The organism is Variovorax sp. RCC_210 (genome assembly GCF_041355175.1).
GTDB lineage: Bacteria > Pseudomonadota > Gammaproteobacteria > Burkholderiales > Burkholderiaceae_C > Variovorax.
The window spans coordinates 222017-237535 of sequence record NZ_JBFUPJ010000006.1 but is presented as its reverse complement, the minus strand read 5'-3'; the positions used below and the strand labels follow the sequence as shown (position 1 = coordinate 237535).

Annotated in this window: 13 protein-coding genes; 6 read left to right on the top strand and 7 right to left on the bottom strand. The window is 68.6% G+C overall.

Features of this window, described 5'->3' with window-relative positions; all coding sequences use genetic code 11:
* Positions 1-56 precede the first annotated feature (56 nt).
* From aspT (AB6807_RS19385) to AB6807_RS19360, 6 genes are all read left to right on the top strand, one after another.
* Positions 57-1751, top strand: coding sequence for an aspartate-alanine antiporter (aspT, locus tag AB6807_RS19385; RefSeq protein ID WP_371085816.1), 1695 nt, complete (start codon positions 57-59; stop codon positions 1749-1751).
* A 36-nt stretch (positions 1752-1787) separates the two neighbouring features.
* On the top strand, positions 1788-3476 hold the full coding sequence (aspT, locus tag AB6807_RS19380; protein WP_371085814.1) for an aspartate-alanine antiporter: 1689 nt from the start codon (positions 1788-1790) through the stop codon (positions 3474-3476).
* A 53-nt stretch (positions 3477-3529) separates the two neighbouring features.
* Complete coding sequence (locus AB6807_RS19375; RefSeq protein WP_371085813.1) at positions 3530-5185, top strand: bifunctional aspartate transaminase/aspartate 4-decarboxylase; 1656 nt, start codon at positions 3530-3532, stop codon at positions 5183-5185.
* 85 nt (positions 5186-5270) lie between these two features.
* On the top strand, positions 5271-6977 hold the full coding sequence (locus tag AB6807_RS19370; RefSeq protein WP_286514725.1) for an Hsp70 family protein: 1707 nt from the start codon (positions 5271-5273) through the stop codon (positions 6975-6977).
* A gap of 18 nt (positions 6978-6995) precedes the next feature.
* Complete coding sequence (locus AB6807_RS19365) at positions 6996-8807, top strand: TonB family protein (RefSeq protein ID WP_371085812.1); 1812 nt, start codon at positions 6996-6998, stop codon at positions 8805-8807.
* A 107-nt stretch (positions 8808-8914) separates the two neighbouring features.
* The gene (locus tag AB6807_RS19360; protein WP_371085811.1) at positions 8915-9583 is read left to right on the top strand and encodes a prepilin peptidase; all 669 of its coding nucleotides are present in this window, start codon (positions 8915-8917) and stop codon (positions 9581-9583) included.
* Between the two features lie 28 nt (positions 9584-9611).
* Here the strand turns inward: AB6807_RS19360 and AB6807_RS19355 are convergent, their stop codons facing one another.
* The 7 genes from AB6807_RS19355 to AB6807_RS19325 all read right to left on the bottom strand — a co-directional run bounded on the left by AB6807_RS19355 (position 9612) and on the right by AB6807_RS19325 (position 15514).
* Positions 9612-10793: an MFS transporter gene (locus AB6807_RS19355; protein ID WP_371085810.1), complete on the bottom strand. Its 1182-nt coding sequence runs from the start codon at positions 10791-10793 to the stop codon at positions 9612-9614.
* Positions 10794-10810: 17 nt separating this feature from the next.
* Positions 10811-11926, bottom strand: a complete 1116-nt coding sequence (gene aroC / locus AB6807_RS19350) for a chorismate synthase (RefSeq protein WP_116909745.1) — start codon at positions 11924-11926, stop codon at positions 10811-10813.
* Positions 11927-11958: 32 nt separating this feature from the next.
* Positions 11959-12156: a hypothetical protein gene (locus AB6807_RS19345; RefSeq protein WP_116909746.1), complete on the bottom strand. Its 198-nt coding sequence runs from the start codon at positions 12154-12156 to the stop codon at positions 11959-11961.
* A 141-nt stretch (positions 12157-12297) separates the two neighbouring features.
* Entirely contained in the window at positions 12298-12570 is a 273-nt protein-coding gene (locus AB6807_RS19340) for a helix-turn-helix transcriptional regulator (protein ID WP_116909747.1), read from the bottom strand.
* Positions 12571-12673: 103 nt separating this feature from the next.
* Entirely contained in the window at positions 12674-12889 is a 216-nt protein-coding gene (locus tag AB6807_RS19335; RefSeq protein ID WP_286514713.1) for a molybdopterin-binding protein, read from the bottom strand.
* Between the two features lie 97 nt (positions 12890-12986).
* A complete protein-coding gene (locus AB6807_RS19330) occupies positions 12987-14171 on the bottom strand; it encodes a CMD domain-containing protein (RefSeq protein ID WP_371085808.1) in 1185 nt (394 codons plus the stop codon).
* Positions 14168-15514 carry an acyl-CoA thioester hydrolase/BAAT C-terminal domain-containing protein gene (locus AB6807_RS19325; protein ID WP_371085807.1) on the bottom strand — a complete coding sequence of 449 codons (1347 nt, stop codon included), beginning with the start codon at positions 15512-15514 and terminating at the stop codon, positions 14168-14170. The genes AB6807_RS19330 and AB6807_RS19325 overlap by 4 nt, the downstream gene beginning before the upstream one ends.
* Positions 15515-15519 lie beyond the last annotated feature (5 nt).

Sequence of the window (15519 nt, the reverse complement as noted above, 5' to 3'; positions counted from 1 at the left end):
ATTACAGAGCGCGCAATAGCCAAAAAAATCAAAAATCTGAGGAAGAGGAATGGCACGTGACGGGTGAATGGGCAGCGGCGGTGCTGCAGCGCCAGCCTGAAATCGCTTTGTTCCTGGTGCTGGCCGTCGGCTACTCGGTCGGCCAGATTCGTTTCGGCCCGGTGCAGCTCGGCGGCATCTGCGGCACGCTGATTGCCGCGCTGTGCGTGGGCCAGCTCGGCATCCGGCTGGACGACAGCGTGAAGAACGTGTTCTTCATGCTGTTCATCTTCGCGCTCGGCTATGCGGGCGGCCCGCAGTTCTTTGCCAACCTCGACGCCAAGGGCCTGCGCCTGGGCCTGCTGTGCCTGGTCGAGGTGGTGGTGGTGCTGGCGCTGGTGCTCGCGGCCACGCTGTTCCTGTCGCTCGACCAGGGCACGGCCGCCGGGCTGATGGCGGGCGCAGCCACCGAGTCGGCCGTGGTGGGCACGGCGACCGACGCCATTTCCAAGCTGGCGCTGCCGGCCGCGGACATCCAGCAGCTGCAGGCCAACGTGGTCACGGCCTACTCCATCACGTACGTGTTCGGGCTGATCGCCATCGTGATCGTCACCAGCCAGGTGTTTCCGCTGCTGCTGCGCGTGGACCTGCGCGCCGAGGCCGACAAACTGTGGAAGACGATGGGCGGCGGCGGTGAAGAACCCGACGCGGCCACCGCCACGCCCGAGATGGTCGGGCGCGTGTTCCTGGTGACCGTGGGGCGCGGGCGCACCGTGGGCGAGCTCGCGGCCATCTTCGGCGGGCACGCCAGCATCGAGCGTGTGATGCGGCGCGGCCAGAGCCTGTCGGTGGCGCCCACGCTGCGGCTGCAGGCCTTCGACGAGGTGCTGGCCATCGGGCGGCGCAGCATGCTGGTGAACGTGGCCGAGTTGCTGGGCCGCGAGTTCGCGAACACCACGGCCTTCGACACCGTGGTGGAGACCACCGAGGTGGTGGTCAACCGCCGCGAGTGGTACGGCCGCCAGCTGCATGAGCTGGGCGCGCCGCTGCCGGCCGGCGTGCAGATCGTGGGCCTTCAGCGCGACGGCAACGCGATGCCGCTGCTGCACGACGTGGCCCTGCAGCGCGGCGACGTGCTCAAGCTGTACGGCCCGGTGCTCGACGTGTCGCGCGCGCTGCCGCTCATCGGCGACCGCGTGGTGGCTTCCACGCACAGCAACATCAGCTACGCGGCGGCGGGCATCCTGCTGGGCGTGTTCATCGGCGGCTTCAGCCTGAAGCTGGGCGGCATTCCGTTCTCGCTGGGCACGGGCGGCGGCGCGCTGGTCACGGGGCTGCTCTTCGGCTGGTACCAGTCGAAGAACCCGCACCGCCTGAGCGTGCCGCCCGAGGCGCTGGCGCTCATGAAGGACCTGGGCCTGGCGACGTTCATTGCTTGCGTGGGCCTGGCGTCGGGGCCGCAGGCGCTGTCGCTCATCAAGAAGTTCGGCATTGCGCTGCCGCTGGTGGGCGTGGCCATTGCGGTGGTGCCGGCGAGCATCTCGCTGTTCGTGGGGCACCGGCTGCTCAAGCTCGAGGCGCCCGTGCTGCTGGGCGCCATCGCGGGGCAGCAGTGCAGCACGCCCGCGCTCAGCGCGGTGCAGAACGCGGCGGGCAACGCCACGCCGCTGCTGGGCTACACGATCACCTATGCCATCTCGAACGTGGTGCTGCCGCTGATGGGGCCGCTCATCGTCGCGTTGGCCGGGTTGGTGGCGCACCACGCGAACTAGTTTTTTATCGATCTGCAACCTGAAAGGACTCAACCCATGGAATGGCTGCACGAACTCTTCAAGAAATCGCCGGAGATGGCGCTCTTCCTGTCGCTGGCGGTGGGCTACTGGATCGGCAAGATCAAGTTCGGCAAGTTCCAGCTCGGCGGCGTGGCCGGCTCGTTGCTGGTGGCCGTGCTGGTGAGCCAGGTCGGCGTGCAGGTGGACGCCGGCGTGAAGGCGGTGCTGTTCGCCCTGTTCATCTACGCGGTGGGCTTCGAGAGCGGGCCGCAGTTCTTCAGCTCGCTCGGCAAGCAGTCGGTGAAGGAAATCATCCTTGCCGCAGTGATGGCCGTCACCGGCCTGGCGACGGTGGTGGTCATGGCCAAGCTGTGCGGGCTCGACAAGGGCCTGGCCGCGGGCGTGGCGGCGGGCGGGCTCACGCAGTCGGCCATCATCGGCACGGCGGGCGACGCCATCGGCAAGCTGGGGCTGGAGGCGGCCGAGACGGCACGCTTGCAGGCCAACGTGGCCATCGGCTATGCGGTGACCTATGTGTTCGGCTCGTTCGGCGCCATCATCGTGTGCGTGAACATCCTGCCCAAGTTCATGGGCCGCACCATCCGCGACGACGCCATCGCGGCCGAGACCGCCATGCAGGCCGGCGTGAAGGTGCTGGGGCCCGACCAGGAAGAAGCGGCGCCCTCGCTGGTGGGACGCATCTATGAACTCACGGGCGATCCGAAGCGCACCGTGGCCGACATCGAGAACGCCAACCCGGCCACCACCATCACCCTCGAGCGCGTGAAGCGCGAGGGCAAGTTCATCGAGGTGAGCCCCGAGCTGCTGCTGCGCCAGGGCGACATCGTGCTGGCCGTGGGCCGGCGCGATGCCGTGGTGGCCAGCGCGCCGCTGCTGGGCAAGGAGGTGTACGCGGTCGACGGCATGGAACTCACCATGCAGAAGCGCGAGATCGTGCTGACCAACAAGGACTTCGACCGCAAGACCGTGGAGCAGATTCGCCAGGCCACCGCCGGCGGCGTGCGCCACGGCATCTTCGTGGTGCAACTCAGCCGCATGGGCCAGGTGCTGCCCATGAAGCCCGACACCGTGGTGCAGGCCGGCGACCTGGTGTCGATCTTCGGCGCCGAGCAGGACGTGAAGCGCGTGGCCGCCGTCATCGGCGACGTGATCGTGCCCAGCGCCAAGACCGACTTCGTCTACCTGGGCGCGGGCCTGGTGGTGGGCCTGCTGGTCGGCCTGCTGAGTGTGAAGATCGGCAGCATTCCGCTCACCCTGGGCGCGGGCGGCGGCGCGCTGCTGTCGGGCCTGCTGTTCGGCTGGTACCGCGCCAAGAAGCAGACCTTCGGCGCGCTGCCGACCAGCGCCGTGCAGCTGCTCAAGGACCTGGGGCTGGCGGGCTTCGTGGTGGTGGTGGGCCTGTCTTCGGGCCTGCAGGCGGTGCAGACCATCAAGCAGCTGGGGTTGACCATCTTCGGCGTGGGCGTGGTCGTGACCATCGTGCCGATGCTGCTCACCATGCTGTTCGGGCGCTATGTGCTGCGCTACACCAACACGGCCATCTTCGCGGGCGCGCTCAGCGGCTCGCGCAGCGCCAACCCGGCCTTCGGCGAGGTGCTGGACAAGGCCGAGAACTCCATGCCCACCGTGCCCTTCGCCATCACCTATGCGCTGGCGAACGTGTTCCTCACGCTGCTGGGGCCGCTGATCGTGGCGCTGGTCTGAGCACATCAAAAGCACTTTCGCACTCTCGATTTTTTCTTTTAAAGGAGCGTTCCATGGATTTCAGCGACGTGAAGAAACTCGGCGGCCTGAGCCCCTTCGAACTCAAGGACGCACTCATCCAGGTGGCCCGGCAAAGCGACCGCCTCATGCTCAACGCCGGGCGCGGCAACCCCAACTTCCTGGCGACCACGCCGCGGCACGGCTTCTTCCAGTTCGGGCTGTTCGCCATGACCGAGAGCGAGCGCTCGTACATCTACATGGAGGGCGTGGGCGGCTTCCCGCAGCGCGAGGGCATCGAGGCGCGCTTCGAGATCTTCACCAAGGCCAACCAGGGCCAGCCCGGCGTGCGCTTCATCGAGGCCGCCGTGTCCTACGTGCGCGACCAGCTCGGCCTGTCGGCGGGCGACTTCATCTACGAGATGTGCGAGGCCATACTGGGCTGCAACTACCCGGTGCCCGACCGCATGCTGCGCCTGAGCGAGATCATCGTGGGCCAGTACATCCACCAGGAAATGATCGGCACCCACCCCTTCGTGGGCAAGTTCGACATGTACGCGGTCGAGGGCGGCACCGCCGCCATGACGTACCTGTTCAACAGCCTGCGCGAGAACCACCTGCTGCAGCCCGGCGACACCATTGCGCTGGGCATGCCCATCTTCACGCCGTACATCGAGATCCCGCACCTGAACGACTACCAGCTGATCGAGGCGCTGATCGACGCGCCGCCCGAGAACAACTGGCAGTTCACCAGGAAGGAGCTGCAGAAGCTGCTCGACCCGAAGGTGAAGGCCTTCTTCCTATGCAACCCGAGCAACCCGCCGTCGGTGAAGATCAGCGACGAGGTGCTGGGCTACATCGCCGACATCGTGAAGCAGCGGCCCGACCTCATCATCCTCACGGACGACGTGTACGGCACCTTCGCGGACAACTTTCTCTCGCTGTTCGCGGTCTGCCCGCAGAACACCATCCTGGTGTATTCGTTCTCGAAGTACTTCGGCGCCACCGGCTGGCGCATGGGTGTGGTGGCCACGCACGAGGACAACATCCTCGACCGGCAGATCGCCGCGCTGCCCGAGGCCAAGCGCAAGGAACTCGACGCGCGCTACAGCTCCATCACCACCGAGCCGCGCAAGCTGAAGTTCATCGACCGGCTGGTGGCCGACAGCCGCACCGTGGCGCTGAACCACACCGCGGGCCTGTCGACGCCGGTGCAGGCGCAGATGGTGATGTTCTCGCTGTTCTGCCTGATGGACGAGCCCGAGAGCTACAAGAAATCGATGAAGCGCATCGTCGCGCGCCGCAAGGAGGCCCTGTACCGCGAGCTCGGCCTGCCCCTGCCGGCCGACCCGAACTCGGTGAGCTACTACCACCTGCTCGACCTGCACGACATTGCCACGCAGATGCACGGCGAGCGCTTCGGGCAATGGATATTGACGAAGCTGGAGCCCAACGAGGCGCTCTTCCGCATCGCCGAGGAGACCAGCATCGTGCTGCTGCCGGGGCGGGGCTTCGGGGGCAAGCAGGCGTCGGGGCGGGTGTCGCTGGCGAACCTCAATGAATACGACTACGCGAACATCGGAAGGTCGTTGCGAGGGTTGGCTTCGGAGTACTTTGCGATCTTCGAGAAGGAAAACGGGGGCGGCAAGGGAGGCAAGGGCGCCAAGGCCAAAACCACTGTCGTGAAACCCGCGAAGCGCGAAAAAAAGTAGCGCGCGCAAGGCCCGGCGCTGCCGCTGGGCCCTCGTCCTTCGCATACGATCCTGCCCCATAAAGAGGGACCTCAAAGGGGTGAGCATGATCGTAGGTATCGACCTGGGCACGACCAACAGCCTGGTGGCCGTGTGGCGGGACGGAAAGTCCGTACTCGTTCCCAATGGACTGGGGGAGCATCTGACGCCCTCGTGCGTCAGCATCGACGAAGACGACACGGTGCTCGTGGGCAAGGCCGCGAGGGAGCGGTTGCAGACCCACCCCGGGCGCACCGCCGCCGTCTTCAAGCGCTACATGGGCAGCAACAAGACGGTGCGCCTGGGCAAGCGCGAGTTCAGGCCCGAGGAACTCTCGGCGCTGGTGCTGCGCTCGCTGAAGGCCGACGCCGAGGCCATGCTGGGCGAGCCTGTTCATGAAGCCGTCATCACCGTGCCGGCCTACTTCTCGGACGCGCAGCGCAAGGCCACGCGCGCGGCGGGCGAACTCGCGGGGCTGAAGGTGGAGAGGCTGCTGAACGAGCCTACCGCCGCGGCACTGGCCTACGGCATGCACAACATGGGCGCCGAAACGCGCTTCCTGGTGTTCGACCTGGGCGGGGGCACCTTCGACGTGTCGATCCTCGAGATGTTCGACGGCGTGATGGAAGTGCGCGCATCGGCGGGGGACAACTTTCTCGGCGGGGAAGACTTCGTCGAGTCGCTCATCACCCTCTTCTTCGAGCGCAACGCGCTGCCCGCGAGCCTGCGCAACGACGCGCATTTCATGCAGCGGCTGGCTGCGCAGACCGAGGCGGCGAAGCAGGCGCTGAGCCTGCACCCCGGCGCCGAGATCGTCGTCGCGCACGAGGCCGTCCAGCACCGGCTCGCGCTCGACGAAGCCCTGCTCGAGGAAGCCTGCGCACCGCTGCTCAAGCGCCTGCGCGCGCCGGTGGAGCGCGCACTGCGCGACGCCAACCTGCGCGCGGCGGAACTGGACGCGGTGGTGCTCGCGGGCGGTGCCACCCGCATGCCGGTGGTGCGGCGATTGGCCACCACGATGTTCGGTCGCTTTCCGTCCATCGACTTCAACCCCGACGAAGTCGTCGCGCTGGGCGCGGCCGTGCAGGCAGGCCTCAAGGCGAAGGACGCGGCGCTGAAGGAAGTGGTGATGACCGACGTCGCGCCGTACTCGCTCGGCGTCGCGGTGAGCCACCGGCTGGGCAGCAACGCGTCGTCGCATGGGCACTTCGACCCCATCATCGAGCGCAACAGCACGGTTCCGGTCAGTCGCTCGAAGACATACATTCCCGGCGCCGACGGTCAAGCGGCCATCCAGCTCCAGGTGTTCCAGGGCGAGTCGCGCATGGTGCGCGACAACGTGCACCTGGGCAACCTCGAGGTGCCGTTGCCGCCCGGGCCCATTCAGGAGTCGGTGGTCGAGGTGCGCTTCACCTACGACGTCAACGGCCTGCTGCAGGTAGAGGCGACAGTGCAGAAGACGCAGCAGACCTTCGGCCTGCTGATCGAGGGCAACCCCGGGCTGCTGAGCGACGCGGAGATCAAGCAGCGGCTGCAGGCACTGGGCGAACTCAAGATCCATCCGCGCGACCGCATCGAAAACCGCACGCTGCTCGCGCGCGGCGAGCGCGTCTACCAACAGCTGCGCGGCGAACTGCGCGAATGGCTGGGCGTCTGCATCACGGAGTTCGAACGCGTGCTGGCCACGCAGGACAAGCGGCTCATCGCACCGGCGCACCGCCGGTTCCAGGAGCAGCTGGACCACATCGAGCGCGACAGCCATCTGGCGGACTGACCGAAAGCGACGGCGCCGATGAACGATGTACCGGGCTTCCTGCTCGCGTTGGGCCTGCGTCCCGACGCCGACGAGCGCGCCGTTCGGCGGGCCTACGCCTCCGAACTGAAGAAGATCGACCAGGAAACCGAAGCGGCCGCCTTCCAGCGGCTGCGCGAAACCTACGAAGCCGCGCTGGCCTGGGCGCGCCACAGGCCGCCGGCCGATGCATCCGGGGCTGCACCTGCACCTGCACCTGCCTTGCAGGAGCTGCCGCAGCCACAGGAAGTTCAGGAAAGGCCCGCCGAGCAAGACGCACCGTCGGAGCCCGCCGCGCAGGTCGACCGTGCCGATGCGGCGACGCAGCCCCCAACCGAAGCACCCCGACCCGTCTCGCCCCACGAAAACGCACACGCGGCGATCGTGGCGTTCGCCGACCGCCTCACCGAGCGTCCGCCCCTGTCGATCGACGACGCTGCGATGCTGCTTGGTGCCGCGCTGGAAGATGAACGCCTGCTCGACATGGACGCCCGCTTCCTCTTCGAAGCCAACGTCGCGCACATCCTGGCCAGCGGCTGGCAGGCGGGGCACGAGCACCTGTTCGAGGCGGCCGCGGAGGTTTTCGAATGGCGCAAGGACTCCGCCCGGCTGCAGCGGCTGGGCAAGGCGGGCCACGTGGTCGACGCCGCCATCGTCGAGCAACACGCCCATGCCGACCTGCCACCCGCGCACCGGGAACCGCAGCTGAAGTACCTCGACCTGCTGCGCAAACGCGCCAACCCCGGCGAGGAAGCCGTGGCGCTGGGCCTCGACCATGTGCTGCAAGCGGCGGGGCTCTTTCCCAACTGGGTGCGGTTGACGTCGAAGACCGACAACATCGCGGCGTGGCGGCAGATCGATGCCAGGGCGGCGAGTTCAACATTCCGCCTGAGCCCTCGTGGCGCCGCGTCTGCGACCGCCGCGCCGCGCACGCCGTTGAAGCCCTCCCAGCTGGTGGCCTGGTTCGTGATCTTCTGCGTGGGCCTGCTGCTCTTTGTGCTGCTGCAGTCATATCTCAAGTGGCAGGGCGGGAGGATGCCGGTCTCGGAGCCGCTCGTTTCGCAGACGGCCCGGCCGCCGGCCACGCTCATCCCGACGTCGCCCACATCACCAACCTTCGCACCGGCTGCGCCAACGGCTTCACCCGTGCCACCCGCGCCACCGCCCCGCGCCAGCATCGCGACGTCCGACGTACCCACGGCCGAATACAGCGTGGCACCGCGCCCGGTGTACCCGGCGTTGTCGAAGCGGCTGGGTGAACAAGGAAGGGTCCTCGTGAAGGTGCTGCCCGACAGCGACGGCACCGTCCGGGGAATTCGCGTTGCACAGAGTTCGGGCTACGAGCGGCTGGACGCTGCGGCTGTCGACGCGGTCAAGGCCGCGCGGCTCGTCATTCCCCGTGAGAAGACCGGCAAGACCGGTGCTGTCTGGTACCTGGCGCCGATCAACTTCGTGCTGAGCGAAGGTACCGCGTCCTTCAAGCCCGAGCCATCGGCGGCACAGGCATCGGCCCCTCGCGCGATGGCGCAGCCACCTACCGCGCAAGCCAGTTGGGGCGACCGGATTGCCGCCAAGGTGCGCTCCCATATCGTCTTCACGGCGAACGTGGCAGGCAACCCGGTGGTCGAGTACACGGTCGACCTCGCACCCGATGGCGCCATCACCGGCGCTCGCCTGTCCAAGTCGAGCGGCATGCCCGAATGGGATCAGGCGGCGTTGCGCGGCATTCTCAAGACCGACTACCTGCCGTTGCCCGATCAGGGCAAGGTGCCTCCCCACATGGTGTTGGCCTTGCGCCCGAAAAACCAATGATCGCCCTCGCTCCCACTTTTACGAGCTGGCGCCCGCTGCGGCGAACATCGCTGCGCATCCTCGTCGGAGATTGAATTTTGTCCCTGCCATTGAACATCGGACCCCTCGTGGCCTACGCCCTCGGCGGCGGCGCACTCGCAGCCTTTGCGCTGTTGCCATGGATCCGGCGCATTCCGCTCGACATGCACAGAGCGTGGGCCAGCGAGCACCAGAACTACCAGCCCTTTCTGCGCGACACGTCGGAACTCGACATCTCGAAGGCAAGCAAGTTCGCCATCGTCGTCGGTGCGGCGTTGGCATGTGTCGGCCTCGCGTTTGCGCGGGGCGCGTCGCTCGACACCGCGATGCTGTGCGTGCTGCTGCTCGGATGGATCCTGCTGACTGCGATAAACGTTCGACATGAACTGCTTCCGGACCGGATCGTGCTCGCGTTACTGTGGCTGGGGCTGCTCTATCGCGCGTCCACGGGGTCGGCTTCCGACAACGTGCTCGGCGCTGTGTCGGGGTACCTCGCGCCATGGCTGGTGACAGTGGCAGTGCGCTCGAACACCGGCCGCGACATCGTGGGCTATGGTGACCTCAAGGCCTTTGCAGTGGCCGGCGCCTGGTTCGGCTGGGCCGCGCTGCCCACGATCTATGCGGCGTTCGTCGTGGCATCGCTGTTGATGGCGATCGTGTTCGCACTGCGCGGCGCGCATCACAAGCGCTCCGTGCCGACTGGCCCGGCACACATGCTGGCGGCGGTGGTCGCGATGCTGGGTTATCGGCTTTTCTGAGGAGGCCGTGCCGGCGCGGTAGCGCCGATCAGCCCTGCCTGGGCCGCTCCATCGGCTCCAGCCTCACCACCCGCCACGCGCACAAGCTCCCCGCCACCGCCAGCAACGCCGCCGCGGCGAACATCGTCCGGTACCCGAACTCTTGCGCCACGGCCCCGCCCAGCAGCACGCCCAGCACGCCGCCGAAGCCGTAGCCGATCACCGTGAACAGCGCCTGCCCGCGCCCGCGCAAATGGCCCGGGAAGCGGCGCGACACCACGGCGATGCAGGTGGTGTGGTGCGCCGCGAAGCTCAGCGCGTGCAGCCACTGCGCGACGATGAGCGCGGCAATCCAGCCGCCCAGCCCGGCGGTGAGCCCCAGCCGCGCGACGGCCGCGATGCCGCACACCAGCATCCAGCGCGGCATCGGCATCAGGCCGATGAGCCGGCCCTGCAGGAAGAACCACACGATTTCCGCCACCACCGACAGCGCCCACAGCAGGCCGATGGTGCTCTTGCTGTAGCCGATGGAGTCGAGGTACAGCGAGAAGAACGCGTACACCGAGAAGTGCGACATCACCTGGAAGAACAGCGCCGCGAAAAACCACCGCACCGCCGGGTTGCGCAGCACCGGGCCGATGGGCTCCTTGACGCTGCCGTGCGCGGCGGGCGGCTCGCGCACGTCGGGCAGCTTCAGGGTGGCGAGCAGCACGATGGCCAGCGTGCCCGCGGCCCACGCGGGAAAGTGCTTCATGCCGAAGCGCTCGAACCACTCGCCCGCGACGAACACGGTGAGCAGGAAGCCGGCCGAGCCGCACAGGCGAATGCGCCCGTAGCGGCCCCAGTCGCCGGCCACCAGCTGGGCCATGGCCGCCTCGGTGAGCGACATCATCGAGCTGGTGTGGGTGAACATGACCAGCAGCACCAGCGCCAGCCACCACGCGCCGCCGTGCCACCACAGGCCGAAGGAGCTCGCCAGCGCCACGGCGGCGCTGAAGCGCAGCAGCTTCACGCGCTGGCCGGTGTGGTCGCTGAGGGCGCCCCAGGCGTAGGGCGCGAACACCCGGGTGATCGATTGCACCGACGCCAGCAGGCTGATGGTGAAGATCGGCAGCCCCAGCTCCTTGAGCCACAGCGGCAGGTAGGGGTTGAAGAAACCGATGTGCGCGAAATAGCTGGCCGACAGGCCTGCAAACGCCAGCAGGTGGCCCCGCCCGGCGGCAGCGGCCACTGTCGGCGGCGCGGACACTACAGGAAGGACGCCTGGGGCGACGTGGCTTCGCTGCGCTCGGCGGCGGCCTGGTGCACGTCGCCGCACTGCGCGCGGTTGCGCAGCACATGCTCCATGACCACCAGCGCCAGCATGGCCTCGGCGATGGGCGTGGCGCGAATGCCCACACACGGGTCGTGGCGGCCCTTGGTGACCACCTCGACGGGGTTGTTGTTCACGTCGATGGACTGGCGCGGGCTGATGATCGAGCTGGTCGGCTTGATGGCGATGCTCACCTCGAGGTCTTGCCCCGAGCTGATGCCGCCCAAAATGCCGCCGGCGTTGTTGGTGGCGAAGCCGGTGGGCGTGATGGAGTCGCCGTGCGTGGTGCCGCGCTGGGTGACGCTGTCGAACCCGGCGCCGATTTCCACCGCCTTCACCGCGTTGATGCCCATCATGGCGTAGGCGATCTCGGCGTCGAGCTTGTCGAACAGCGGCTCGCCCAGGCCCACGGGCACGTTGGTGGCGGTAACGCGCAGGCGCGCGCCGCACGAGTCGCCGGCCTTGCGCAGGCGGTCCATGTAGTCTTCCAGCGCGCTCACGTCGGCGATGGGGGCGAAGAAGGGGTTGTTGGGAACATGCTCCCAGCTCTCGAAGGGAATGGCGATTTCGCCGACCTGCGTCATGCAGCCGCGAAACACCATGCCGTGCTTTTCGGCCAGCCACTTCTTGGCGACCGCGCCGGCCGCGACCATGGGCGCGGTGAGCCGCGCCGAAGAGCGCCCGCCGCCGCGCGGATCGCGAATGCCGTATTTCTTCCAGTAGGTGAAGTCGGCGTGGCCGGGGCGGAACTGCTGGGCGATCTGCCCGTAGTCCTTGCTGCGCTGGTCGGTGTTCTGGATCAGCAGCGCAATGGGGGTGCCGGTGGTCTTGCCCTCGTACACGCCGGACAGGATCTGCACCGCGTCGGGTTCGTTGCGCTGGGTGACGTGGCGGCTGGTGCCGGGACGGCGACGGTCGAGGTCGCCCTGGATGTCGGCCTCGCTCAGTGCCATGCCCGGGGGGCAGCCGTCGATGACGCAGCCGATGGCCGGGCCGTGCGACTCGCCGAAATTGGTGACCGCGAAGAGTGTTCCGAAGGTGTTGCCGCTCATGGCGGGGATTATCCCTACAAAGCGCGGCCCCCTCAGCCCGCCGTGCTTTCCGGGGTGTTTTCCAGCCGCTTGGTGAGCACGCCCAGCTGCAGCTCGATGGAGAACAGCCGCTCGTTCAGCACCGCGGTCTGCAGCCGGATGGCCTCGATGATGGCCCGGGTCTGCGGGTCGGGGGCGTTCTCGCAGAGTTCGGCCAGGTCATGCAGCTTCTTGCGCAGTTCGTTGCTCATGGGAGGCTCCGGTGAAACGCGACGTGGGAACCCAGTATGGGGTTTCACGGGCGCCGCGGCAATGCGCAGCCATGGGGGTTTTCAGGGGGACGGACGAATCTTGGTCGCCAGCCGCATCCGGCCGGCGAATGCGCATCCGCCCTATCGGCTGAACGACGTCAGGTCGATGCGCCGTATCACCCGCTGCTGCTCGATCTGCTCGCAGCGAAGGAACACGCCCGTCACGCTCAGCCCGAGCGCCTGCGCGAGCTTGTGCACCGTGGCGAGCGAGGCGATCACCTTCGCCCTTTCGATTTCTCCGAGGTAGGAGCGGTTCAGGTCCGACAGCGCGGCCAGTTGCTCCTGCGACAGGTCGCGCTCGGTGCGCAGCTGGCGCAGCGCCAGGCCGAAGCTCTCCACAAGCGTGCCGCTCATGGGTGCCCCGCGCGGGCGAAGGGGCCGGAGAACACGCAGACCGAGGAGACCAAGGAGCGCAACAGCAAAAAGAACCGTGCCCGGTTGCCGGCTTGCATGTGCCTCAGAGCTTGGCGATCGACACTTCGGTCGCCTTGACCAGCGCGATCACGTCGGAGCCCACCTTCAGCTGCAGCTCGTCGACGGAGCGCGTGGTGATCGCGGAAGACACGATGCCCCACGCGGTTTCCACGTCGACCTCCGACAGCACGTCACCGCGGTGGATGGCGTGCACCTTGCCCTTGAACTGGTTGCGAACGTTGATGGCTTGGATGGTCATGCGGGGCCCGGGTGTGTGACTGGATGAGGCCCGGATTCTTGCGCCGCGCATGCCGATGCGGAACGACCGAGTTCCGGCATCGATAGTTGAAAAGCGTCTAAGCGCGGCCCGCCGCGTACACCGGCTCGCCCAGGTTCAGCATCAGCCGGTTGGCCCAGGCAAAGATCGCCACCGCATGGATGGCGTCGAGGATCTCCAGGTCGCCGAGCCCCGCCGCGCGCGCCGCCTGGAGCTGCTGCGCGCCCAGGCTGGCCGGCTCGCGCGTGAGCGCGATCGACAGCTGCACGATGGCGCGCTCGCGCACCGTGGTGCCGGCGGTGTGCGGGTCGGTGAAGACCTGCGCGATCACGTCGTTGCGCCGCGCCAGCTGCTCGAAGCGCTGCGCGTGCACCGAGGCGCAGTACACGCAGCCGTTCACGCGCGAGACCACCGCGCTCGCCAGCTCGCGCTCGGCGCGCGACAGCCCGCCCGGCGCGTACATGATGGCGTTGAACACCGTGGCGCGCTCCTGCAGGATGCGCGGCTGGTGCACCAGCAGCAGGTAGTAGTCGGAGGTGCGCGCCTTCGGGTGGCTGGTGTCCAGCACGCGCACCTGTTCGGGCGTGGCCTGGGCCAGGTCGATCACCGGGAGCCAGGCCTTCCAGCCCAGCGTTTCGCTGGTGTAGCCGGCAATGCGCAGCGGCTCGCCCGGCGGCGGCAGGTTGGCCGGGTGCACGAAGGGCGCGGCCGGGTCTTGCACCGCCGGCGCCGCGCCGTCGCTGCCGAGCGCGGCCAGCGCCTGCAGGCCCGCGACCACGCGCACCTGGTAGGCCACGAAGGCGATCAGCTGCGCCAGCGCCACCACCTCGGGCGTCGACAGGCCGGCGGCGGGCAGCTTCAGCAGCGCCTCGCGGTCGCCCTCCACGGGCCGGTCGGTCAGCGTGCGCGTGAACGCGAGCACGGCCTGCAGGCGCGCATCGCCGGCCAGCGCTTCCACCGGCGCGCCGTCGGCGGCGGCCTGCTGCTCCATGCTCAGGGGGCTCAGGGGCGCCAGCGCGTCGAGCCGCGCGCGGTAGTGCGCCTGCAGCGCGGTGCTGCCGGCGCTGCGCGCAATGGCCAGCGCGGCCAGCAGGCGCTCGGCCAGCGGCGGGCCCGACAAGGCCGCGTCGAACAGCGCTTCGTAGCTGCCTTGCGTGGCGGCCACCACCTTGTCGCGCTGGTGGCGCACCGCATGGGCGGCGCTGCCGGCGGCCAGCGGCACGCTGGCATCGACGAGGTCGAAGGAAAGGGTGGAATCAGTCATTGGGGTGTGTCTCCGGAAGGTGCGTTGCGCGCGGCCACGGCCTGCTGCAGGAAGCGCAGCACGCCCTGCCACGAAGCCTCGTCGGCATGCGCGTTGTTCGCGGGCGTGCCGCCCGAGGTGCTGCGCCGGCCCGACACCGGGTGCGCATAGCCGAGCTGCGTGGTCGGCACGTAGGGGAACAGGATGGAATGGCCCGCGCCCTCGAAGTCGAGGTGCGCCACCGCATGCGGGTGCGCGAACTGCGCCAGGCGCTCGGTCACCATGCGGCTGTAGAGGCTGGACGGCCACGAGCCGTCGTCGGTGGCCGACAGCAGCATCACCGGGCCGCGGATGCGCTCGACCCGGATGCGCGCGCGCTCCACGGCCTCGGGGTCTTGCAGCGCCGTCAACAGCGCATCGGCATGGCGGCGCGGCTCGGGGCCTTCGTCCCACGGCGCCCAGGTGGCGGTGCGGTTGCGCTCCCACACATGGGGCAGCGGCTGCCCGCGAAAAAGCCAGGCCGGGCCTTCGCGCCCCAGCGCCGGGTCGCACGCGTTCTGCGCGCAATGCACCACCGCGCCGGGCACGTAGCCGACCACGGCCGACACCGATTCGGGAAACAGCGTGCCCAGCAGCAGCACCAGCTCGCCGCCGCGCGACTGGCCGCTGAGCGCGACGAAGCCCTGCGCCGGCTTCACCGTGCGGTGCAGCCAGGCGAGCGCGGTCTCGAAGTATTCGAGCGGCGTGTTCGAGATGTAGTCCGACAGGCCCGGCGCCTTGAAGTACGCGAGCGCGAAGGCCGCGTAGCCGTGCGAGGCATACAGCGCCGCGCGCGGCTCGTTGATGCCGCCGCCCGAGCCGTTGAGGATCAACACGGCCGGGTGCGGCCCCGGCCCCGCCGGCAGGTACAGCGTGCCGACCAGGCCTTCTTCGCGCACCTCGCGGCGCGTGACGCCTTCCGCGGCCAGGCGCTGCACGAAGCCGCCCTGCAGTTCGCCTGCTTCGCCCACTTTGCCGCCGCGGCGCACCGTGATGTCGGTGCGCAGCGCGGCGCCCGGCTCGGCGCCGAACTGCTCGCGGGCGCCTTGCGTGTCCGGCACCTGCGACCACACCAGCCCCATCGGCGACACGCCTTCGTAGCTGCCTACGTAACTGCCCTCGTAGCTACCCGAGAGCGGCGCGTCGCGTTGCAGGTCGACCGTGCCCTGCGCATCGGCCACGAAGCGCGCCGACGCGCGCCACGGCACGCCCGCGCCGCGCACGGTGCAACTGGCGATCTCGACCTGCTCGCCCGGCGCCAGCCCGTTCACCGCGATGCGGCGCGGCACGTCGATCAGCGCGTCCTGCGGCGTGATGCTCAGCATGCGCG

Coding starts and splice junctions, on each gene's coding strand:
- aspT (WP_371085814.1), top strand. CDS start 1,788: ATGGAATGGCTGCACGAACTCTTCAAGAAATCGCCGGAGATGGCGCTC.
- AB6807_RS19375 (WP_371085813.1), top strand. CDS start 3,530: ATGGATTTCAGCGACGTGAAGAAACTCGGCGGCCTGAGCCCCTTCGAA.
- AB6807_RS19370 (WP_286514725.1), top strand. CDS start 5,271: ATGATCGTAGGTATCGACCTGGGCACGACCAACAGCCTGGTGGCCGTG.
- AB6807_RS19365 (WP_371085812.1), top strand. CDS start 6,996: ATGAACGATGTACCGGGCTTCCTGCTCGCGTTGGGCCTGCGTCCCGAC.
- aroC (WP_116909745.1), bottom strand. CDS start 11,926: ATGAGCGGCAACACCTTCGGAACACTCTTCGCGGTCACCAATTTCGGC.
- AB6807_RS19345 (WP_116909746.1), bottom strand. CDS start 12,156: ATGAGCAACGAACTGCGCAAGAAGCTGCATGACCTGGCCGAACTCTGC.
- AB6807_RS19340 (WP_116909747.1), bottom strand. CDS start 12,570: ATGAGCGGCACGCTTGTGGAGAGCTTCGGCCTGGCGCTGCGCCAGCTG.
- AB6807_RS19335 (WP_286514713.1), bottom strand. CDS start 12,889: ATGACCATCCAAGCCATCAACGTTCGCAACCAGTTCAAGGGCAAGGTG.
- AB6807_RS19330 (WP_371085808.1), bottom strand. CDS start 14,171: ATGACTGATTCCACCCTTTCCTTCGACCTCGTCGATGCCAGCGTGCCG.
- AB6807_RS19325 (WP_371085807.1), bottom strand. CDS start 15,514: ATGCTGAGCATCACGCCGCAGGACGCGCTGATCGACGTGCCGCGCCGC.